Below are 19,264 nucleotides of genomic sequence, written 5' to 3' on the forward strand. Positions count from 1 at the left end.
GTGGACCGGACTGGCGTGCGGTTGAGCGCCGTCAAACAGCGCAATGTCCGTGCCATGGCCGGGGCAGGATTCCGGAGCCCTTGCGGGTCTGCAAAGGCCGGGGTGTCCACGGGTTTCCCCGTTCGTCGGATACCGGATTGCTACAAGCTTGAACACCGGGTGTCCCAGTTCGACGTGTCGCAGCGGGACAGGCGGCTCAGGCCCTGAGCCCGGGCCAGCCCGCACTGGCCCAGCGACGTCCGGCCTTGTCGATGGTCATCACCGCCACGCCCCAGTCCCGCGCCACGGCGGCGGCGCCCTGGGGGCCGGCCATGAAGACGACCTTGGTCAGCGCATCGGCCAGCGCGCCTTCGCGCGCCAGCACGCTGACCTCGGCAAAGGCCGGTGGCGAATCGCCGGTGCGCGGATCCAGGATGTGGTGGTGGCGGAAGTCCGGCGTGAAGCAGCTGGGGTTGTCGGCCGAGGTGGCCAGACAGGCGCCCTGCAGCCCCACCCGGTCCACCCAGGCCTCGGCCTGGCGCGGGTCGGCCACCGCCAGCGTCCAGGGCTGTCCCTTGGCGTTGTGCCCCTGGGCCGCCCACTCGCCGGCATCGACCAGGGCATGGGCCACGCCGTGGCGGCGCAGCAGCCGGGCCGTCAGGTCGGCCGCATGGCCCTGGGCAATGCCGTTGAGCGTGACACCCATGCCCGGCTGCGCCAGGCGGATCTCGTCCGTCGCCAGGTGCAGGCCCTGCCAGCCCACCTTCTGCCGCGCGGCCTCACGCTCCGCCGACGTGGGCAAGCGCCCCTGCTGGCGGCAGCGGTCGTACAGCACCCACAGCGGCTGCACCGTGACATCGAAGCTGCCGCCGCTGCGCGCCGAGATGGCCTGGGCACGGCGCAGCAGGCCCAGCAGATCGGCCGGCGGATGGGCCAGCCGCCCCTCGCGGTTCAGGCGCGAGAGCGCGCTGTCCGGATCGAACAGGTTCATCTGCCCGTGCAGGCGCTGCAGCAGCGCCACCGCGGCATCCAGCGCCTCGCGCAGACGCTCCGGATCGGTGTGGGCGGCCTGCAGGCTCAGCGTGGTGCCGAAGCCCACCAGCGAACGGGTGTCCCAGTGCAGGGGCTTGGCGGACGTCGCGGCACGGGCCGCGGCAGGAGCCAGCAGCGCCCCCAGGGCGCAGCGGAGGAACTGTTGTCGGCGCATGGCAAACCTCCTGCGGGTTCAGGCCGGCGCGCGGCCGGGCCGCTGGGCCGGCACCGCGCGGATCGGGATCACCCGCTGGCGCGCCTGGGCGATCAGCGGGGCACAGCGGGCCGGGTCGTCGTGGATGGCCACGCAGTCCAGGCACTGGAAGCACTCGGCGTAGTCCACCGTGCCCTCGGGCGCGATGGCCTGGTAATGGCAGCGGTGGCGGCAGGTCTGGCAGGGCGTGCCGCACTCCATGCGCCGGGCGATCCAGTCCCAGCGGCGCAGCCGGCCCAGCAGGGCCAGGCCCGCGCCCAAGGGGCAGAGGTAGCGACAGAAGCCCTTGTAGAGAAACAGCGAGAGAGCCAGCAGCCCCACCGCCCAGACCACCGCCGGCCAGGCCCGCTGGAAGCCCAGGGTGATGGCCGTCTTGAAGGGCTCGAACTCCACCACCCGGTCCACCCAGGCGCCATGCACCGGCGCCACGGCGGCCACGCCGACGATCCCCGCCAGCACGACGTACTTCAAACGCTTGAGGCGCCGGTCCCAGACCTGGCGCAGGCGCCGGGGCTTGATCCCCAGCCTTTGGCCCAGCTGCGAGACCAGCTCCTGGAAGGCGCCGAAGGGGCACAGCCAGCCGCAGAAGGTGCCGCGGCCCCACAGCACCAGGCTCACCGCCACCACGGCCCACAGCGCCACGGTCATCGGGTCGAGCAGGAAGAAGCCCAGGCCGCGCCCCTCGCGCAGGGCCTGGATGAGCGCGGTGAGGTTGACGATGGAGAGCTGCCCCTGGGCCCACCAGCCGATGAAGCCCAGCGTGAAGAGCAGGAAACCCACCCGCGCCCGCGGCAGCCAGTGTGGCCGGCTCACCCACACCGACGGCCGCAGCAGCGCGCCGCCCAGCAGGGCCAGCGCCACTGCCAGCACGGCCAGGTCCACCCAGCGGCTCTTCCAGGCCGCCACCCACGGCGCCTGGGGCGGCTCGGGGCGGATCAGCTGGTCCTCCGGCAGGGTGTAGCGCAGCGTGAAGTCGCGGGCGATCTTCTCGACGAAGCCGGAGCCCTTGGTGCGCACCACCCGCAGGCCGAAGTCCAGCGGCTGGCCCGGGTCCAGGCCGGCCGCGCCGATCACGCGCATGACCTTGGCATCGCGGCCGTTCCAGCCGGGCGGCAGCTTCAGCGGCTCATCCAGGTCCAGGTCGCGCAGCTCGATCGAGAGCTCGCCCTGGTGCAGGTTCAGGCGGTCGGGCACCGCGCCGCGGGTGAAGTCCTCGCCCACGAAGCTGTAGCCCGACAGCGGCACCACCAGCAGGGCCTGGTCGCCCGGATCCAGCCGGCCCTTCAGGTGCTCCCAGCCGGCCTCGCTGAGCAGGTTGCGGCCCACCAGCGGCGCGCTCAGCCAGGCCACCGCCACTTCCGCCAGCGGCGGTGCGCCCGGCGGCACCGGCTGTTCCACGCCGCTGCCGGCAAAGGCCTTCTCGCCCTCGGCCGCCCCCACCGTCAGCACGCTGAGCAGGCCCGCGCGCTGGAGGGCGGCGGCATCCATCGGCCGCCAGCTGTCCTCGCGCACCCGGGCCAGGCTGGCCGGGTCGGCACCGCCGGCCCAGCCCATCTTGGCCCGGGCCACCTGCAGGGCGGCCGACAGCACGCTCTGGTTGACGATGCGCACCGAGGCGGTGGCCTTGGCGACGCCGTCGAAGGTGACATTGGCGCTGGTGGCCTGCACGCCGCGCGGCCCCGGTCCGCCGATGCGCACCGACTGGCGCAGCGACAGGCCCTTGTACTGCTCGACGAAGTGCAGCAGCGGCGCCGGCCCCAGGCCATCGACAAAGACCGGCTCGTGCTGCGACACCACCTGCACATCGACCAGCCGGCCCTGCGGGTCCAGCACGATGAGCAGGTCCACCGGCGTGCCGGAAAACCCCGGCAGCGCCGCGAAATCGACCGACTCGAAAACGTAGCCGGCCAGCGAGCGGGAGGTGGTCTCCGGTCGGAACACCGGCCAGACCGGCAGCTGTGCATCACGCTCGCCCAGCACCAGCGGCGCCGGCAGGCGGGCCTGCAGCGCAGCCGCATCCAGCTGACCGGCCCAGCCCGGCAGGCTGGCCAGCAGCAACCACACCGACACCCAGGCCGCCACCCAGTGGCGGGCGATGGCGCCCAGACGGCGCAGCAGGCTCACGATCACCCTCTCTCCCCTCATCCCGCCAGCCCCCGGCCGCCGGCCCGGCCCAGGCCGCGCCGCGGGTCGTAAGCCCAGCAGGCCAGCGCGAAACTGACGACGAGCGTGCCCAGCACGATCCAGGGCGAGGCGCCGGCCGACTGGCCGTGAAAAGCAAAACGCATCCACTCCACGGCATGGGTGAATGGATTGAGCCGGGCCGCCGCGCTGACCCAGCCGGCACCGGAGGCCTGCAGCTTCCACAGCGGGTAGAGCGCCGTGGAGAGGAAGTACAGCGGGAAGATCACGAAGTTCATCGCGCCGGCGAAGTTCTCCAGCTGGCGCACGGTGACCGACAGCAGCAGGCCCAGCGCGGCCAGCATCAGCGCGCTGGTCAACAGGGCCAGCAGCCCGCCCAGGGCCGCCAGCGGCTGCCAGGGCAGCGTGCTGCCCATCAGCGCAGCCACCGCCAGGAAGGCCGCCACCTGCACCAGGCTCAGCACGGCAGCGGCCAGCAGCCGTGCGCCCAGCAGCAGCGGGCGCGGCAGTGGTGCGGTCAACAAGAGGCGCATCAGGCCCATCTCGCGGTCATAGACCAGCGCCAGCGAGGATTGCATGCCGTTGAAGAGCATGACCATGCCCATCAGGCCGGGCAGCACGTAGGTGGCGTAGTCCACTGCGGCGCCGTAGGGTGCGGTGGGCTGGGCGCCCAGGTCGTGGCGGAAGCCCGCGGCAAACACCGCCAGCCAAAGCAGGGGCCGCACCAGGGCCGAGACCAGGCGGCCGCGCTGCTGCACGAAGCGCTGCAGCTCGCGGCCGACGATGGCCGCCACCGCGCCGGCCACATGGGCCAGCGGTGCGCGGCGGTGCAGGGGCTGCGTGAGCACGAGGACGGGATGGGGGGAGCGCATGGGGGGAACCGCGGACGGGGGCAACAACGGGAAGGTTCGGTGCCGGCTCAGTGCTGGGTGGCCCGGAGGAAGGCCGCTTCCAGGGTCTGGCCGCCCAGCCGCTGGGTGACCGCCTCGGGCGGGCCATCGGCCAGCAGGTGACCGTGGTGCAGCACCAGCACGCGGTCGGCCTGGACCGCCTCGTCCACCAGGTGGGTGGCCCACAGCACCGTCAGGCCCTGCTCGCGCACACCGGCGTGCAGGTCGGCCAGCAGCTCCTGGCGCGAGCGCGGGTCCAGGCCCACGGTGGCCTCGTCCATCAGCAGCAGGGCCGGCCCGTGCAGCAGGGCCCGCGCCAGCTCCACCTTGCGACGCTGGCCGCCCGAGAGCGTGCGCGCCGCGGCGTCCAGCAGCACGGTGAATCGGAAGCGCTCGGCCAGGGCCTCGATGCGATGCTCCGCCTCTGCGGCGCACAGGCCCTGCAGCCGCGCATGGAAGCGCAGGTTGCGCCGCACAGTGAGGTCCAGGTCCAGCGAAGGCTGCTGGAACACGACGCCCAGCCGGGCCAGGGCCGCGCAGGGCTGGCGGGCCAGGGAGCAGCCGGCCACCGTCACCTCGCCCTCGTCGGCCGCGTACAGGCCGCTGAGCACCTGAAACAGCGTGCTCTTGCCGGCCCCGTTGGGCCCCAGCAGCGCGGTGAAGCTGCCAGCGGCGATGTCCAGGTTCAGGCCGTCCAGCGCCACCAGCGCGCCGTAGCGCTGGGTGAGGCCGCGCACGCTCAGCATGCAGAGGCCGGCGTGGCCGCCGGGTCCGTGCCCAAGCCCGCGCCCGAGTCCGCGCTGAGCGCCAGCGAGGCCGCATCACCCCGGAAGACCAGGCCGCCGGCCTTGGCCGCGCCGGGCACGAAGCGCAGCGGCGCGCTGGCGGGCTCGGCCCGGTGGCGGGCGCCATCGAGCACCGCGTCGATCAGGCCGCGGGCCGGGCTCTTGGGGCAGACCGGGTCGGTGGCCGCCGCCTCGCCGGTGACCAGGAAGGCCTGGCAGCGGCAGCCGCCGTGGTCGGTATGCCGGTCGTCGCAGCCGGCGCAGGTCGGGTCCATCCAGCCCTGGCCGCGGTAGGCGTTGAAGGCCGCGCTCTCGACCCAGGCCTCGCGCACCGGGGTGTCGCGCAGGTTGGGAAAGTCCAGGCCCGGCAGCATGCGCGCGCTGTGGCAGGGCAGCGCCGCGCCATCGGGCGCCACCACCAGGAAGACCGCCCCCCAGCCGGCCATGCAGGGTTTGGGCTTGGCATCGGCGTAGTCGGGCGAGACCCACAGCACCTTCATGCGCGAGACCCCGCGTTCGCGGTAGGCCATGACCATGGCCTCGGCGTCGCGCAGTTCGTCGCGCGTGGGCATCAGGGCCTCGCGGTTGAGCCAGGCCCAGCCGTAGTACTGGGTATTGGCCAGCTCCAGGTAGTCCGCGCCCATGCGCTCGGCCATCTCGATGATGCGGCCCACATGCGGCAGGTTGAAGCGGTGCATCACGCAGTTGAGCACCATGGGGTAACCCAGCGACTTGATGATGCCGGCCACCTTGTTCTTGAGCTCGAAGGTGCGGGTGGAGCTGATGAAGTCGTTGAGCTCGCGGGTCGAGTCCTGGAAGGACAGCTGGATGTGGTCCAGCCCCGCCTCCTTCAGGGCGCGGGCCCGGGCCTCGGTCAGGCCGATGCCGGAGGTGATGAGGTTGGTGTAGAAGCCCAGGCCGTGGGCGTGGGCCACCAGTTCCTCCAAGTCCTCGCGCAGCAGCGGCTCGCCGCCGGAGAAGCCCAGCTGCACCGCGCCCATGGCGCGGGCCTCGGCCAGCACGCGCTTCCAGGTGGCGGTGTCCAGCTCCTGGTCATGGCGGGCGTAGTCCACCGGGTTGGAGCAGAAGGCGCAGTGCAGCGGGCAGCGGTAGGTCAGCTCGGCCAGCAGCCAGAACGGCGGCTTGACCGAGGCCTGGGTGGCGGAAGGAAGCGGGGCCATCTCGGTGTCCTGCGGCGGCTGCGTTCAGACCAGCCAGCCGCGCTCGCCGGCATGGCCCAGGAAGGCCTGCACGTCGTCCGCCAGTCCGCTCTGCTGGAAGCACTGCTCCAGGTCGGCGATGATGGCCGCCACGTCACGCTGGCCGTCGCAGCGGCGCAGGATCTCCGCCGCCGGCGTGTTCAGCCGCACCATGCCCTCGGGATAGAGCAGCACCCAGGCTTCCTGGGCCGCCTCGTACTGCAGACGGAACAGCGGTGCGATGCGGGGCGAGACCGTCAGCGGCAGGGCGGGATTCATGGGCGGCGCTCCTCGGGCAGGTCGTCGGGGTAGGCGCGCTCGATCGCATCGAGCATGCACCACAGCACATCGAGCTTGAAGTCCAGGATCTCCAGCGCCCGCTCCTGGCGCGCCCGGGTGCTGCACCAGCGGCGCGCCACTTCCAGGCCGTGCTCCACGTCGCGCGTGGCCAGCGGAATGCGGCTGCGGAAGTAGCCCAGGCCCTCGGGCTGGATCCAGGGGTAGAGGCTGGGCCAGCCGGCCAGGCGGTCGGCGTGGATGCGCGGGGCGAACATCTCGGTCAGCGAGGAGATGGCCGCCTCTTCCCAGGGCGACTGGGCGGCGAAGTTGACATAGGCGTCGACCGCGAAGCGCACGCCGGGCTGCACATGGCGGTGGCTCCAGAGGTCCTCGCGGGCCAGGCCGGTGGCCTCGCCCAGGCGGCTCCAGGCCTCGATGCCGCCGGCGTTGCTGCCTTCGTAGTCGCCCCGGCCGTCGTGGTCCAGGATGCGCTCGAGCCAGCGGCGACGCTCCTCGCGGTCCGGGCAGTGGGCCAGCACGGCCGCGTCCTTCTGCGGGATGCGGACCTGGTAGTAGAAGCGGTTGGCCACCCAGCCGCGCACCTGGAAGGGCGCCAGCTCGCCGCGGTTGAGGCGGCCGTTGAAGGGGTGGTGGATGTGGTAGCGCGATTCGCGCGCGCGCAGCCGGGCTTCGAACTCGGTCCAGGCCCAGGGGGCGCGTTCGTCGAATGCGGGGGGGGCGCTGTCAAAAACCAGGGCGTTCACAGCGTGATCTCCATGCCGTCGTAGGCCACCTCGACACCGCTGGCGGTCAGCAGGGCGCGCTGCGCGCTGCCTTCGTCCAGGATGGGGTTGCTGTTGTTGATGTGGATGAGCACCTTGCGGCGCGCCAGGGTGGTCTGCAGCACATCCAGCATGCCGGGGCGTCCGGGCTGGCCGGTCTGCGGCAGGTGGCCCATCTCGGCGGCGGACTTGGCGCTCAGGCCGGCGGCCTGCATCTCGTCCTCGCGCCAGAAGGTGCCGTCCACCATCAGGCAGTCGGCGCGGCGCATCCAGCCCAGCTCCAGCTCGCCCACTTCGGCCAGGCCGGGGGAATAGAACAGGGTCTGGCCGTCGCGCCGGTCTTCGATCAGCAGCGCGATGTTGTCGCCCACCACCTGTTCGCGGCGATGCGGCGAGTACGGCGGCGCCTTGCCGGGAATGGCCACCGCGGTGAAGGACAGGTCCTCGAAGCCGGGGATCTCGAATTCGGCGCTCTGCTGCTCGGCGCCCACGGGCACCATGTGCCAGCGGGTGCCGCAGTAGTGCTCCAGCACATTGAGTAGGGGCAGGCCGGTGGTCAGGTCCTCGAACACGCAGGGCGTGGCGTAGAGGTTGATGCGCGGGCCTTCGCGCAGGCCCAGCAGGCCGGTGACGTGGTCGATCTGCGCATCCATCAGCACCACCGCCTCGATGGGGGTGTGGCGCAGCCCGCGGCGGGGATGCAGTTGCGGATGCTGGCGGATCTGGGTGCCGATGTCCGGGGAGGCGTTGAGCAGGACCCAGCGCTCTCCGTCAGGCGAGACGGCGATGGAGCTCTGGGTGCGGGCCTGGGCGCTGATCTGGCCCTGCCGCTGGCCGGCACACAGGGCGCAGTTGCAGTTCCACTGCGGGAAACCGCCACCCGCGCCGGAGCCGAGCACAAGGATTTTCATGGGAAGACACCGGAGAGATTCGGAAGGTGGGGGGCAGCAGCGGCCATCAGCAGACCCTGGCAGCCGCCCCCGGGAACAGGCCTGCGGCTCAGCGCGCGGCGATGTACATCGTGATCTCGAAGCCGAAGCGCAGGTCTTGGTAGGCGGGGGTGGTCCAGGTCATGGTTGTCTCCATCAGGGTCGGTCGTGTGTCGGTGCGGGCCCATCCCGCGCCGGACGCCTTTCCTTTTGCAAAGCCCATGCCCCTTTGCCGCGAATCCGCCGGGCTTAGGGGTTCATCCCGAGCCGCAGCCCCGCCAAGGCGGCGGGCGCCGCGGACTGCCGGGGGTTTGTCTGCATGCCGGTCGGGGGATCGGCGCCCGCCTCCCGGCGGGCCGCCCGTGCGGCCTGTCCCAAGCTGGAGCACCCGGGTGACAGGCCGCTGTCATTGGCACAGGGTTGTCCCGTGCCTGGCTCGGCATCAGGGCTTGGTCGCCCAGCGCAGCTTGCGGTAGATGGTGTTGCGGCTGATGCCCAACTGCTTGGAAGCCAGCGAGATGTTGCCCTGCGCCGCCTCGACCGCCGCGCGGATCAGGTCGATCTCGGCCTCGCCCAGCGTGCGCGAGCCGGCTGCAGAGGCCGCCTCGGCCACCGGCTCGCCCGGGGCGGGCTGCGGCAGGCGCGCCGCGGGGGCCGATGGCGCCCAGGCCGGAACCGGCTCCGAGAAGCCCGACCCCGCGTAGGCGGTGGCCGGCGATGCAAAGGCAGGTTCTGCCGCGGCCGGGGACGGTGGGGGCTGCCGCCGCACATCGTCCAGGAAATCGTCCGAGAGGTGCTGCTCGGTGATCTGCGGCTCGCCGGCCGCCATCACCGCCGCCGTGCGCAGCACCGTGGCCAGCTGGCGCACATTGCCGGGCCACTGGTAGCGCTGGAACAGGGCCATCACCGCCGGGCTGATCTGCAGGTCACCGCCGACACCCAGGGTGCTCAGGATGCGCCGGGCCACCACCGCCAGGTCGCTGCGGTCGCGCAGGGCCGGCAGGCGCACCACCAGGCCGTTGAGCCGGTAGTAGAGGTCTTCGCGGAACTTGCCCTGCTCGATCATGCCGCGCAGGTCCCGGTGGGTGGCGCTAACCACCGCAATGTCCACCGGGATGGATTTCTGGCTGCCCAGCGGGGTGACGCAGCGTTCCTGCAGGACACGCAGCAGGTGTGCCTGCAGGCCCAGCGGCATGTCCCCGATTTCGTCCAGGAACAGCGTGCCGCCGTTGGCCTGCAGGATGCGGCCGGTGGCGCCCTTGCGGCGCGCGCCGGTGAAGGCGCCCTCCTCGTAGCCGAACAGCTCGGCCTCGATCAGGGTCTCGGGAATGGAGGCACAGTTGACCGCCACGAAGGGCTGCTTGGCGCGGTGCGAATCCTGGTGGACGGCGCGCGCCAGCAACTCCTTGCCCGTGCCGGTTTCGCCCAGGATCATCAGCGGAATGTCGCGGTTGAGGATGCGCTGCACCTTGCGCACCACCGATTCGATCTGCGCGTCGCCGGTGGCCAGGTAGTGCAGGCCCGACAGACGGGACTCGGCGGCCGCGGCATCGGCCCGGGCCCGCTCCTCCGTGCCGGACAGGCCGGCCAGCCGTTCGACCGGCACCTCCGTCGCCTGGGGAAGGGAAGACGCGGGCAGCGGCTCGCCCAGGCCGGTCAGGCGCTGCAGCGCGCCGGTGACGCGCGGGCTGGCATGCAGCAGGCGGCCATTGGGCAGTTGCAGGCGCATGGGCTGCGCCAGCGGCGCCCGCAGGTGGTCCACCAGCACGCCCAGATTGATGTTGAAGAGGCTGTCGAGCGTGTGCAGACGCACCGACGCGCTGCTCATGTCCAGCAGGTCCAGCGCGGCCCGGTTGGCCCCCTGGATGCGGCCATCGGCGCCCACCACCAGAATGCCCTCGAGCAGGGTGCCGATGAACTCGGGCCGGATGTGGAAGTGCAGCCGCAGGCGGTCCCCACTGTCGTCGGTCAGCCAGTGGTTCTCGATCATGCGGGCCGACATGCGCACCAGACCCATGGTGTGCTGGTGGTAGGTGCGCTGATCGCCGCTGACGTCCAGCACCCCGAGGATGTTGCCGCGCGGGTCGAAGATGGGCGCGGCCGAACAGGTCAGGAAGCTGTTGATGTGCATGAAGTGCTCGGCGGCGTGGACCAGCGTGGGCCGCTCCTCCACCAGGGCCGTGCCCACCGCGTTCGTGCCCTTGGACTGCTCGGCCCAGTTCACCCCGGGCGACAGCGCGACCTTGTTGGCCCGGGCCATGAAGCTGTCGTCCCCCACGGTGTGCAGGATGGTGCCCTGCGCATCGGTCAGCACGATCATGCTGTCGGTGTTGACGATCTGCTCCAGCAGCAACTCCATCACCGGCGCCGCCCGGCTGAACAAACGCAGGTTGCGCTCCTGCGCCAGGTTCAGGTCGCCCCGCAGCATGGGTTCGTAGTCGGGCCGTTCCACCCGCGACAGCCCCAGGGCCGCGCAGCGCAGATGCGACTGCTCGATGCGCTCCAGATGGGCCTGGGCCAGGTCCTGCGGCATCGCCACCGGGGACGTCCACCCCCCCGCGAAGGCGCCCGTCCGGTCTCCGGCCGGGGCATTGCCCGTCGACATGGTCATCTGTGTTCTCCTGCCGCCCGCAAGCGGGCTTGTCTCCGTCTTGTCCCGGGTCAACCCTGAGAGGATCTGTCCTCCCGAGGACCGGAACTGTTCATTCCTGCAACAGGTTCTGATGCCTTTCGGTTGCCTGTCTGTCAGGTGCTTGACCACACCACCCATGCCTGCGCCACGCTAGGTGGCAGAGGCATTGAAGCAGATCGCTGGGGTCGTGGGAATCAGTGCAACAACTGTTCCCGCGTGAAGCAATTGGCCATGGCACATGGTTTGCGTTCGGTCAGGCCACGGTTCCCGACATCGACAACAGGAGACAAGCCACATGACCTCGACCGTTTCCCGCAACCGACTCCATCCCTTGGCGCGCTGGGCACGCATGGGCGCGTTGCTGTGCAGCCTGGGCGCTGCCGGCCTGGCCGCCTGGGCCCACGGCGATGTGACGCCCCAGCCCATCGACACCACCGGCCTGCCCAACCTGGGCGAGGGCTGGCGCACCGAGAATCCGTTCAGCGGCAATGAGCTGGCCATCAAGATCGGCACCTCGGGCTTCAACCAGAACTGCGCCCGCTGCCACGGCCTGGAGGCCATCTCCGGCGGCATCGCCCCCGACCTGCGCCGCCTGGACAACGACTGCGTGGGCATGCCCGACGCCGACCAGCGCAAGGCCTGCAAGGCGGACATGGACGAGTACTTCATCACCACCGTGCGGCATGGCCGCACCCGCAACGGCGCCGTCTACATGCCGCCCTTCGAAGGCGTGCTGAGCCAGGAAGCGCTGTGGACCATCAAGGCCTACCTCGAAACCCGCCGCGAAAAGCCCATGCCCTGAGCGGGCCGGAGGTTTCACCATGCACACCACGGATCCTGGCCGCCGCGCCCTGCTGCGCGGTCTGGCCGCCGTCGCCCTGACGGCGCCGATGTGGCCGGCAGCGGCCACCACCCTGGCCCAGGTGCGCGAGCACGGCACCCTGAAGGTCGGCATCTACAACGACATGCCGCCGTTCCATCAGGACGGCAAGGGCATCGATGTCGATCTGGCCCAGGCCCTGGCCGACGCCCTGGGCGTGAAGCTGGCCCTGATGCCCTTCCCCGCCGACGAGAACATGAACGACGACCTGCGCAACATGGTCTGGAAGGGGCACTACCTGGGCTACGGCCCGGCGGATGTGCTGCTGCATGTGCCGGTCGACGCCCCGTTGATGGATGCCAACCCGCAGACCCTGATCTTCGGCCCCTACTGCCGCGAGCGGGTGGCGATCGCCCGCCGGCTCTCCGCCCTGCCCCGGCTCGACACCCTCACCCCGCTGGTCGGCCAGCCGGTGGCGGTGCCGGGCCAGACGCTGGCGGGCTGGCTGCTGATCGGCGCCAACAACGGCATGCTGCGCGACACCCTGCGCACGCAGTGGAAAGACGGCACCGAAGCCGCCCGGGCCCTGAGCCAGGGTGAGGTGGTGGCCGCCGCCGGCCTCGAATCCGAGTTGCAGAGCGTGCTGCACGACGATCCGCGCTTCGCCATCACCCCCCTGCCCATGCCCCAGTCGCCGCGCGATGGCTGGGCCGTGGGCCTGGCCGTCAAGCGCGACGCCGAGGATCTGGCCGGCGCCCTGAGTGCCACCCTGACCCAGATGGCCCAGGACGGTCGCCTGCGCCAGATCTTTGCCAAGCAGCACGTGACGTGGCAGGGCGCCTGAGCCCGCACCGAACCCCAACCCGAGGAGACACACCATGACCCGAACCCTGCTTCTGCTGGCAGCCGCCCTGCCGGTGGCCCTGGCCCAGCCGGCCCTGGCTGCCAATGACAACGACGCCGTGATGAAGGCCCTGGCCAGCAAGAGCGGCTGCTTCACCTGCCACCACATCGAGCCGGGCTCCAAAGGCCCGAACGGCATGGCCCCGGTGGGCCCGGACTGGCAGGACGTGGCCGACAAGTACCGCGGCAACCCCGACGCGGTGGACGCGCTGACCCACACGGTGATGACGGGCTCGAACCCCTACGCCAGCCACTGGAAGGGCCGCGTGAGCGGTCTGGCCATGCCGCCCAATGCGGTGGCCGTGACCGAGGCCGATGCGCGCCGGCTGGTGCAGTGGATTCTGTCGATGCCGCCCAAGCAGTGACACACGGGCCGGCCCGGCTTCCCGCCGGGTCCGGCTGCTGACGGATGGGGCATGGCGCGGGCGACAAGCCCGGTGACGCGCCGGCAGAGCGCCGGGTGGTGCGCTCAATGCGAGGCGCGCGTGTCGGCCTTGTCCGGCTTGCCGCCGTCGCCAGCGTCCGCCGCGGTGTCGCTCCCGTCCCCGCCATCCCCTTCCGAAGCCGGCTTGGGCTTGGGCTTGGCGAAGTCTTCCGGCTTGAGCTGGGGCGCGACGGCCTCGAGCTTGTTCTCCCGCATGTACTCGTCCATCTCGCGCCAGCCGGCGTAGACGGCGGCCTTGTCGGCCTTGCGGTTGAGCAGGTAGCAATCCTCGATGGCGCGACCGCCATTGCGGCAGGCGCCGCCAATGGCCTTGCCCTCGGCCTCGCGCTTCTCGGACTGGACCTTGGGCGTGTCGATGCCCAGCTGATCACAACCGGACAGCAGAACCAGCACGGCGAGGACACAGGGGACGGAACGCATCGCAGGACCTTGAAAGCCAACAGGGAACGGTCGCCCGTTCCCTGTCTTTATCGGCTGCCCCGGCTTGGGACTTGAGTCCCGGCCGGTCCGGCGGAAGATCCCCTTCAGGCCCGGCGCCCCTGCGCCTGGGCCAGCGCCATCAGGCGCTCCACCCGCTCCTCGGTGGCAGGGTGGGTCGAGAACAGGCCGCTCAGGCCGCGCCCCGACAGCGGATTCATGATCATCATCTGCGCGGTCTCGGGGTGCGCTTCCGCGGTCTCCAGCGGAATGCCCTGCGCGTAACGGTGGATCTTCTGCAGCGCGCTGGCCAGGGCCATCGGATCGCCGGAGATCTCCGCACCGCCGCGGTCGGCCTCGAACTCGCGGGCCCGGCTGATGGCCATCTGGATCAGGCTGGCGGCGATGGGCGCCAGGATCATGACCAGGATGGACACGATGGGGTTGACCGGCCGGCCCTCCTCATCCCGCCCGCCGAAGATCATCGCGAAGTTGGCCAGCATGCCGATGGCACCGGCCATGGTCGCGCTGATGGTGGAGATCAGGATGTCGCGGTGCTGCACATGGGCCAGCTCGTGGGCCATCACGCCGCGCAGTTCGCGCTCGGTCAGCACCCGCAGGATGCCGGTGGTGGCCGCCACCGCCGCATGCTGCGGGTTGCGGCCGGTGGCGAACGCGTTGGGCGCATCCTCGTTGATCAGGTAGACGCGCGGCATGGGCAGGCCGGCATTGGCCGCCAGCTCCTGCACCAGGCGGTAGAACTGGGGCGCGCTCTGGGCGTCGACCTCCTGCGCGTTGTACATGCGCAGGACCATCTTGTCCGAGAACCAGTAGCTGAAGAAGTTCATGCCCAGCGCCAGCAGCAGGGCCAGCACCATGCCCTGCTGGCCGCCCAAGAGGCGGCCGATGACCATGAACAGCGCGGTGATGGCGGCCATCAGGACGGCCGTCTTCATCAGGTTGAACATCGTGGTGGTCCTTTTTCCAGGCGAAGGGGAGTCAATGTCCTGCTGAGATGCGGCCGGATGAGCGAAGTTCAACCCGGCGCCGGGGCGCAGCGGGGGGCGGCCTGGTCAGTGCCGCTGGGGTGCCGGCGGGGCGGCCTCGGCCAGCGCCATCCCCAGCAGTTGGGGCCGGGCCTGCAGCAGGGCGGACGCGGGCTGGCGCTTGCCGCCGGGGCGCTGGATCTGGTGGACCTCCAGCCCGCCCTCACCGCAGGCCACGGTGAAACGCTCCGGCGTGACCGACACCACGGTGCCCGGCACGCCCTGCACCTCCGGCCGGCACCGCGCCTGCCAGAGCTTGACCACCTCGCCTTCGCAGACGAAGCTGGCCCCCGGGAAGGGGTCGAAGGCCCGCACGCGGCGCTCGATCACCGCCGCCGGCAGCTGCCAGTCGATGGCGCTCTCGGCCTTGTCGATCTTGTGGGCATAGCAGACGCCCTCGGCCGGTTGCGGCACCGCCACCAGGGCGCCGGCCTGGGCCTGCTGCAGGGCTTGCACGATCAGCCGCCCGCCCAGCGCCGCCAGCCGGTCGTGCAGCGTGGCGGTGGTGTCCTCGGGAAGGATGGGCTCGTCGGCCGTCAGCAGCATGTCGCCGGTGTCCAGGCCCTCGTCCATCTGCATCACGGTGATGCCGGTCGTGGCATCGCCCGCCTCGATCGCCCGGTGGATGGGGGCCGCTCCCCGCCAGCGCGGCAGCAGCGAGGCATGGATGTTCAGACAACCCAGGCGCGGCCACTGCAGCACCCAGGCCGGCAGGATCAGGCCGTAGGCCGCCACCACCATCACGTCGACGGCCGCCGCCTCCAGGGCCTGGCGGGCCGCCTGGGCGTCCTCCGGATAGCGGCCGTCCAGCCTCAGGCTGCGCGGCTGGGCGATCTGGGCCCCCAGGCTCAACCCCAGCTGCTTGACGGGCGAGGGCGTGAGCTTCATGCCGCGGCCGGCGGGTCGATCGGGCTGGGTCAGCACCAGGGGCACCGTGCATCCGGCATCGTGCAGGGCCTGCAGCGCCACCGCGGCAAATTCCGGCGTGCCGGCAAAGGCCACGCGCAGCCCGCCGTCCCGAGAAGATTCGCTCATGCCGGTGCCTCAGCGACGCTTCTGTTCTTCGCGGCTGCGCTTGAGCATCTTGGACTTGATGCGCTCGCGCTTGAGCGGGCTGAGGTACTCGACGAAGACCTTGCCCATCAGGTGGTCCATCTCGTGCTGCACGCAGACCGCGGCCAGGCCCTCGACCGCCATCTCGTAGGTCTGGCCGTCGCGGTCCAGCGCCCGCACGGTCACCTTGGCGTGACGCTGAACGGCGTCATAGACGGTCGGCACGGACAGACAACCCTCGTCCCCCACCACCATCTCATCGCTGACGGCGATCAGCTCGGGGTTGATCAGCACCCGGGGCTCGTTGCGCTCTTCCGAGGTGTCCATCACGATGACCCGCTGGTGCACATCGACCTGGGTGGCGGCCAGGCCGACGCCCTCGGCCTCGTACATCGTCTCCAGCATGTCGTCGACCAGCCGACGCAGCCGGTCGTCCACCTCCTTCACCGGCGCGGCCACGGTGTGCAGTCGGGGATCGGGATAGCGAAGGATGGAAAGCTGAGCCATGGAAGCAGGAAAAGACGGAAATGGAGCCGCCTGAGCGGCCGGAAAATGTGGAGTCCGTGCAACGTCCGGTTTCAAACCCAGCCGGGAGGCGTGGGTTTCGTCGTACCGGTTTCATTGCGACATCAAGGGTTTAGGGGCAGAATTTGCCAGACTTTCTCATGATTGCCCCGAGCTGTGTCTGGCCCAGACGTGCACTTCACGCACACGGGCTCGACAACAGGATTGTTGCACCGTCACCGATTTCCGGCTCATTGCCCGGGAGTGTCCATACATGAGCCGCACGCTTGCACGCACCGCCATTTCCGCTTCCCTGCTGGCCCTGGGCCTCGGCAGCCTGACGGCCGTGTCGGCCTGGGGAGCCAACTACCCCGTCACACCGGGGCAGCGTGCCACGGCCCAGGAAGTGTCCCAGGCTGGCGTGCCGCTGTCGGAACTGGCGCCCAACGCCCCCGACACCTACACCGTCAAGAAGGGCGACACCCTCTGGGACATCTCCAAGATCTACCTGCTCAAGCCCTGGCGCTGGCCCGAGCTGTGGGGCATGAACCTGCAGGAGATCCGCAACCCCCACCTGATCTACCCCGGTCAGGTGCTCTACCTGGACAAGTCCAATGGCCGCGCCCGGCTGACCCTGGCACGCCCGGTGTCGTCGGCCCAGGACGGCAAGCTGTCACCGCAGGTGCGGGCCGAGCCGCTGGCCAGCGACGCCATCGCCTCCGTCCCGATGAGCCTGATCGGGCCCTTCCTGACCGACGCGGTGGTCTTCGAGACCAACGAGCTGGAGACGGCGCCGCGCATCGTCGCCACCCAGGAGGGCCGGGTGATGCTGGGCCGCGGCGACCGCGCCTATGTGCGTGGCGACGTTTCCGGCGCCCGCCTGTGGCAGATCTTCCGCGAACCCAAGCCGCTGACCGACCCGGACACCGGTGAGATTCTCGGTTTCGAGGCCCGCCATGTGGGTGCCGCCGAACTGGTCCGCGCCGCCGACGAAAGCCAGACGCCGGAAGGCGGCGCCATCGTGCCGTCCACCTTCCTGGTCACCCAGCTGCGGGAAGAGGCCGGTGTGGGCGACCGCCTGGCCCCCCTGCCGCCCAAGGATTACAGCCCCTTTGCCCCGCACGCCCCGAACGGTCCGTTGTCGGGCCGGATCATCTCGCTCTACGGCGATCACCTGAGCGCCGGCCAGAACCAGATCGTGGCGCTCAACCGCGGCCTGCGAGACGGCGTGGAGCGCGGCCATGTGCTGGCCCTGTGGTCGGCCGGCAGCACCCGCCCGGACAGCACCGATCCGGACCACGCCATGCTGCAGTTGCCGGACGAGCGCAACGGCCTGCTGTTCGTGTTCCGCGTCTTCGAGCGGGTGTCCTACGCCCTGATCCTGAACGTGCAGGATCCGGTCAAGCCCGGGGACCGCTTCAGCCAGCCCTGACGGGATCGGCGGCGGGTGCCTTCGGCGCACAGTCCAGCGTCCGCGGCGGTCCCGGATGACCGCCTGGATTGGCTGCTGCTGACTCAGACACCCGGCCTGGGCCGCGAGGCCCAGCGTCGCCTGCTGGCGGCCTTCGGCGCCCCCTCGGCCGTGCTGCGGGCGGGGCCGCAGGCCTGGGCCGAAGTGGTCGGCCCCGCCGCGGCTGCCGCCCTCGGCGCACGGCCGGATGACAGCGTCGCGCTGGCCGAGCGCACCCTGCGCTGGCTGGACGAGGCTCCGGGACTGCGACACCTGCTGCCGCTGGGACATCCCGATTACCCCCGGGAATTGCTCAACACCGCCGATCCCCCCGTGCTGCTGCATGCACAGGGGCAGTTGCACTGGCTGCGGGCGCCCGGTGTGGCCGTGGTGGGCAGCCGCCATGCGTCAGCCCAGGGCCTGGATCTGGCGCACGACTTCGCCCGGGCCCTCGGCGAGGCCGGCGTCACGGTGGTGTCCGGGCTGGCACTGGGCATCGACGGCGCGGCCCACCAGGGCGCGCTGGACGGAGGCGGCGGCACCGTGGCCGTGGTGGGCACCGGTCTGGACCGGGTCTATCCGGCACGGCACCGCGCCCTGGCCCACCGCATCCAGGACCAGGGCCTGCTGCTGAGCGAGTTCCCCCTGGGCGCGCCGCCCCGGCCGGAGCACTTCCCCAGCCGCAACCGCATCATCGCCGGCATGAGCCTGGGCATCCTGGTGGTCGAGGCCGCGCTGAAGTCGGGCTCGCTGATCACGGCCCGGCTGGCGGGCGAGTGCGGGCGGGAGGTCTGGGCCATTCCGGGCTCGGTCCTGTCGCCCCAGTCGCGCGGCTGCCATCAACTCATCCGCGAAGGTGCCGCCCTGGTCGAGGAACCGCACGAGGTGCTCGACGCCCTGCGCGTCCTGCACGGCGGCATGGCCCTGCGCCCCGGCACCAGCCTCCCTGATGGTGAGACACCGGCGCCACCGGCTGGAGCGGCAGATGCCCAGGAAGATCCGCTGCTGAGGGCGATGGGCTTCGACCCCGTCACCTTGGACGCCCTGGCGGCCCGCTCCGGCTGGCCGATGGACCAGTTGCTGGCCCGTCTGCTGGCACTGGAACTGGAGGGCCGGGTGGCACGCCTGCCGGGCGGCCTGCTGCAACGCCGTGGGCGGGGTTGACCCCCCAAACACCGGGCCGAGAAGTGCCCATCTTGCGCTGGCGGCCTTCCGGGGCTCGGTTATAGTCAGCTCATGTTTGATGTGCTGGTCTACCTGTACGAGAACTACTGGCGGCCTGACGCCTGCCCGGATCACGAGCAGTTGACGCGCAAGCTGTCGGCAGTGGGGTTCGAAACCGATGAGATCCAGGAGGCCCTGAGCTGGCTGGACGGGCTGGCCGCCACGGCGGAGATGGCCCAGATCCGGATGCCCGCCCAGGACAGCATGCGGGTCTACCAGCCGCGCGAACTGGCGCTGCTGGGCGAGGAGTCGATCGGCTTCATCAGCTTCCTCGAGTCGGCCGGCGTGCTGCCGCCGCCGATGCGCGAGATGGTGATCGACCGTGCCACGGCCGTTGGTGCCGGCCCGCTGAGCCTGGACGACCTGAAAATCATCGTGCTGATGGTTTTCTGGAGCCTGGGCGAGGAGCCCGATGCACTGATCCTCGACGAACTCTTCGTCGCCCCGGAAGAACGGCTGATCCACTGAAGGCGTTTCACACGCGCCCGGATGACGACGGCTGCCTCGGCAGCCGTTTTGTTGGGTGGGGCAGCGCCCCC

Annotated in this window: 20 protein-coding genes; 6 read left to right on the plus strand and 14 right to left on the minus strand. The window is 70.9% G+C overall.

Features of this window, described 5'->3' with window-relative positions:
- Nucleotides 1-196 precede the first annotated feature (196 nt).
- The 10 genes from LRM40_RS15215 to LRM40_RS15260 all read right to left on the minus strand — a co-directional run bounded on the left by LRM40_RS15215 (nucleotide 197) and on the right by LRM40_RS15260 (nucleotide 10,842).
- A complete protein-coding gene (locus LRM40_RS15215; protein ID WP_151123621.1) occupies nucleotides 197-1,186 on the minus strand; it encodes an FAD:protein FMN transferase in 990 nt (329 codons plus the stop codon).
- Between the two features lie 18 nt (nucleotides 1,187-1,204).
- The gene (locus LRM40_RS15220; RefSeq protein WP_231067579.1) at nucleotides 1,205-3,349 is read right to left on the minus strand and encodes a 4Fe-4S binding protein; all 2,145 of its coding nucleotides are present in this window, start codon (nucleotides 3,347-3,349) and stop codon (nucleotides 1,205-1,207) included.
- 17 nt (nucleotides 3,350-3,366) lie between these two features.
- A complete protein-coding gene (pedC, locus tag LRM40_RS15225; protein WP_151123623.1) occupies nucleotides 3,367-4,239 on the minus strand; it encodes a lanthanide ABC transporter permease protein PedC in 873 nt (290 codons plus the stop codon).
- Between the two features lie 47 nt (nucleotides 4,240-4,286).
- Nucleotides 4,287-5,003: a lanthanide ABC transporter ATP-binding protein PedB/LutE gene (gene pedB / locus LRM40_RS15230; protein WP_151123624.1), complete on the minus strand. Its 717-nt coding sequence runs from the start codon at nucleotides 5,001-5,003 to the stop codon at nucleotides 4,287-4,289.
- Complete coding sequence (gene pqqE, locus LRM40_RS15235) at nucleotides 4,997-6,223, minus strand: pyrroloquinoline quinone biosynthesis protein PqqE (RefSeq protein WP_151123625.1); 1,227 nt, start codon at nucleotides 6,221-6,223, stop codon at nucleotides 4,997-4,999. Before pqqE ends, pedB begins: the two co-directional genes overlap by 7 nt.
- Before the next feature lie 24 nt (nucleotides 6,224-6,247).
- The gene (pqqD, locus tag LRM40_RS15240) at nucleotides 6,248-6,520 is read right to left on the minus strand and encodes a pyrroloquinoline quinone biosynthesis peptide chaperone PqqD (protein ID WP_151123626.1); all 273 of its coding nucleotides are present in this window, start codon (nucleotides 6,518-6,520) and stop codon (nucleotides 6,248-6,250) included.
- Complete coding sequence (gene pqqC / locus LRM40_RS15245) at nucleotides 6,517-7,275, minus strand: pyrroloquinoline-quinone synthase PqqC (RefSeq protein WP_151123660.1); 759 nt, start codon at nucleotides 7,273-7,275, stop codon at nucleotides 6,517-6,519. The genes pqqD and pqqC overlap by 4 nt, the downstream gene beginning before the upstream one ends.
- A gap of 5 nt (nucleotides 7,276-7,280) precedes the next feature.
- Nucleotides 7,281-8,213, minus strand: coding sequence for a pyrroloquinoline quinone biosynthesis protein PqqB (gene pqqB, locus LRM40_RS15250; RefSeq protein ID WP_151123627.1), 933 nt, complete (start codon nucleotides 8,211-8,213; stop codon nucleotides 7,281-7,283).
- An 88-nt stretch (nucleotides 8,214-8,301) separates the two neighbouring features.
- Nucleotides 8,302-8,376: a pyrroloquinoline quinone precursor peptide PqqA gene (gene pqqA / locus LRM40_RS21400; protein WP_151123661.1), complete on the minus strand. Its 75-nt coding sequence runs from the start codon at nucleotides 8,374-8,376 to the stop codon at nucleotides 8,302-8,304.
- A 297-nt stretch (nucleotides 8,377-8,673) separates the two neighbouring features.
- Nucleotides 8,674-10,842 carry a sigma-54-dependent Fis family transcriptional regulator gene (locus tag LRM40_RS15260; protein ID WP_170288829.1) on the minus strand — a complete coding sequence of 723 codons (2,169 nt, stop codon included), beginning with the start codon at nucleotides 10,840-10,842 and terminating at the stop codon, nucleotides 8,674-8,676.
- Between the two features lie 316 nt (nucleotides 10,843-11,158).
- Between LRM40_RS15260 and pedF the strand changes: the two genes are divergently transcribed.
- From pedF to LRM40_RS15275, 3 genes are read left to right on the plus strand one after another with little or no spacing between them, the layout of a single operon-like run.
- Nucleotides 11,159-11,665, plus strand: a complete 507-nt coding sequence (gene pedF / locus LRM40_RS15265) for a cytochrome c-550 PedF (RefSeq protein ID WP_151123628.1) — start codon at nucleotides 11,159-11,161, stop codon at nucleotides 11,663-11,665.
- Between the two features lie 19 nt (nucleotides 11,666-11,684).
- A complete protein-coding gene (locus LRM40_RS15270) occupies nucleotides 11,685-12,527 on the plus strand; it encodes a substrate-binding periplasmic protein (RefSeq protein ID WP_151123629.1) in 843 nt (280 codons plus the stop codon).
- Between the two features lie 34 nt (nucleotides 12,528-12,561).
- A complete protein-coding gene (locus tag LRM40_RS15275) occupies nucleotides 12,562-12,951 on the plus strand; it encodes a c-type cytochrome (protein ID WP_151123630.1) in 390 nt (129 codons plus the stop codon).
- A gap of 104 nt (nucleotides 12,952-13,055) precedes the next feature.
- On the opposite strand, the gene LRM40_RS15280 is transcribed toward LRM40_RS15275, so the two are convergent.
- The 4 genes from LRM40_RS15280 to def all read right to left on the minus strand — a co-directional run bounded on the left by LRM40_RS15280 (nucleotide 13,056) and on the right by def (nucleotide 16,054).
- Entirely contained in the window at nucleotides 13,056-13,451 is a 396-nt protein-coding gene (locus tag LRM40_RS15280) for a hypothetical protein (RefSeq protein ID WP_211372966.1), read from the minus strand.
- 104 nt (nucleotides 13,452-13,555) lie between these two features.
- Entirely contained in the window at nucleotides 13,556-14,416 is an 861-nt protein-coding gene (htpX, locus tag LRM40_RS15285) for a zinc metalloprotease HtpX (RefSeq protein ID WP_151123631.1), read from the minus strand.
- Nucleotides 14,417-14,521: 105 nt separating this feature from the next.
- Nucleotides 14,522-15,502: a methionyl-tRNA formyltransferase gene (gene fmt, locus LRM40_RS15290; protein ID WP_151123663.1), complete on the minus strand. Its 981-nt coding sequence runs from the start codon at nucleotides 15,500-15,502 to the stop codon at nucleotides 14,522-14,524.
- 36 nt (nucleotides 15,503-15,538) lie between these two features.
- Nucleotides 15,539-16,054 carry a peptide deformylase gene (gene def / locus LRM40_RS15295; protein ID WP_151123632.1) on the minus strand — a complete coding sequence of 172 codons (516 nt, stop codon included), beginning with the start codon at nucleotides 16,052-16,054 and terminating at the stop codon, nucleotides 15,539-15,541.
- 271 nt (nucleotides 16,055-16,325) lie between these two features.
- Between def and LRM40_RS15300 the strand changes: the two genes are divergently transcribed.
- The 3 genes from LRM40_RS15300 to LRM40_RS15310 all read left to right on the plus strand — a co-directional run bounded on the left by LRM40_RS15300 (nucleotide 16,326) and on the right by LRM40_RS15310 (nucleotide 19,193).
- The gene (locus LRM40_RS15300) at nucleotides 16,326-17,483 is read left to right on the plus strand and encodes a LysM peptidoglycan-binding domain-containing protein (protein ID WP_151123633.1); all 1,158 of its coding nucleotides are present in this window, start codon (nucleotides 16,326-16,328) and stop codon (nucleotides 17,481-17,483) included.
- Nucleotides 17,484-17,498: 15 nt separating this feature from the next.
- A complete protein-coding gene (gene dprA, locus LRM40_RS15305; protein ID WP_151123634.1) occupies nucleotides 17,499-18,665 on the plus strand; it encodes a DNA-processing protein DprA in 1,167 nt (388 codons plus the stop codon).
- A gap of 72 nt (nucleotides 18,666-18,737) precedes the next feature.
- A complete protein-coding gene (locus LRM40_RS15310; protein WP_151123635.1) occupies nucleotides 18,738-19,193 on the plus strand; it encodes a Smg family protein in 456 nt (151 codons plus the stop codon).
- Nucleotides 19,194-19,264 lie beyond the last annotated feature (71 nt).

Source organism: Ideonella dechloratans (assembly GCF_021049305.1).
GTDB lineage: Bacteria > Pseudomonadota > Gammaproteobacteria > Burkholderiales > Burkholderiaceae_C > Ideonella > Ideonella dechloratans.

Excerpts from the sequence above, each read along its gene's own strand:
- LRM40_RS15215 (WP_151123621.1), bottom strand. The coding sequence starts at position 1,186 with ATGCGCCGACAACAGTTCCTCCGCTGCGCCCTGGGGGCGCTGCTGGCT.
- pedC (WP_151123623.1), bottom strand. The coding sequence starts at position 4,239 with ATGCGCTCCCCCCATCCCGTCCTCGTGCTCACGCAGCCCCTGCACCGC.
- pedB (WP_151123624.1), bottom strand. The coding sequence starts at position 5,003 with ATGCTGAGCGTGCGCGGCCTCACCCAGCGCTACGGCGCGCTGGTGGCG.
- pqqE (WP_151123625.1), bottom strand. The coding sequence starts at position 6,223 with ATGGCCCCGCTTCCTTCCGCCACCCAGGCCTCGGTCAAGCCGCCGTTC.
- pqqD (WP_151123626.1), bottom strand. The coding sequence starts at position 6,520 with ATGAATCCCGCCCTGCCGCTGACGGTCTCGCCCCGCATCGCACCGCTG.
- pqqB (WP_151123627.1), bottom strand. The coding sequence starts at position 8,213 with ATGAAAATCCTTGTGCTCGGCTCCGGCGCGGGTGGCGGTTTCCCGCAG.
- LRM40_RS15260 (WP_170288829.1), bottom strand. The coding sequence starts at position 10,842 with ATGACCATGTCGACGGGCAATGCCCCGGCCGGAGACCGGACGGGCGCC.
- pedF (WP_151123628.1), top strand. The coding sequence starts at position 11,159 with ATGACCTCGACCGTTTCCCGCAACCGACTCCATCCCTTGGCGCGCTGG.
- LRM40_RS15270 (WP_151123629.1), top strand. The coding sequence starts at position 11,685 with ATGCACACCACGGATCCTGGCCGCCGCGCCCTGCTGCGCGGTCTGGCC.
- LRM40_RS15275 (WP_151123630.1), top strand. The coding sequence starts at position 12,562 with ATGACCCGAACCCTGCTTCTGCTGGCAGCCGCCCTGCCGGTGGCCCTG.
- LRM40_RS15280 (WP_211372966.1), bottom strand. The coding sequence starts at position 13,451 with ATGCGTTCCGTCCCCTGTGTCCTCGCCGTGCTGGTTCTGCTGTCCGGT.
- htpX (WP_151123631.1), bottom strand. The coding sequence starts at position 14,416 with ATGTTCAACCTGATGAAGACGGCCGTCCTGATGGCCGCCATCACCGCG.
- def (WP_151123632.1), bottom strand. The coding sequence starts at position 16,054 with ATGGCTCAGCTTTCCATCCTTCGCTATCCCGATCCCCGACTGCACACC.
- LRM40_RS15300 (WP_151123633.1), top strand. The coding sequence starts at position 16,326 with ATGAGCCGCACGCTTGCACGCACCGCCATTTCCGCTTCCCTGCTGGCC.
- LRM40_RS15310 (WP_151123635.1), top strand. The coding sequence starts at position 18,738 with ATGTTTGATGTGCTGGTCTACCTGTACGAGAACTACTGGCGGCCTGAC.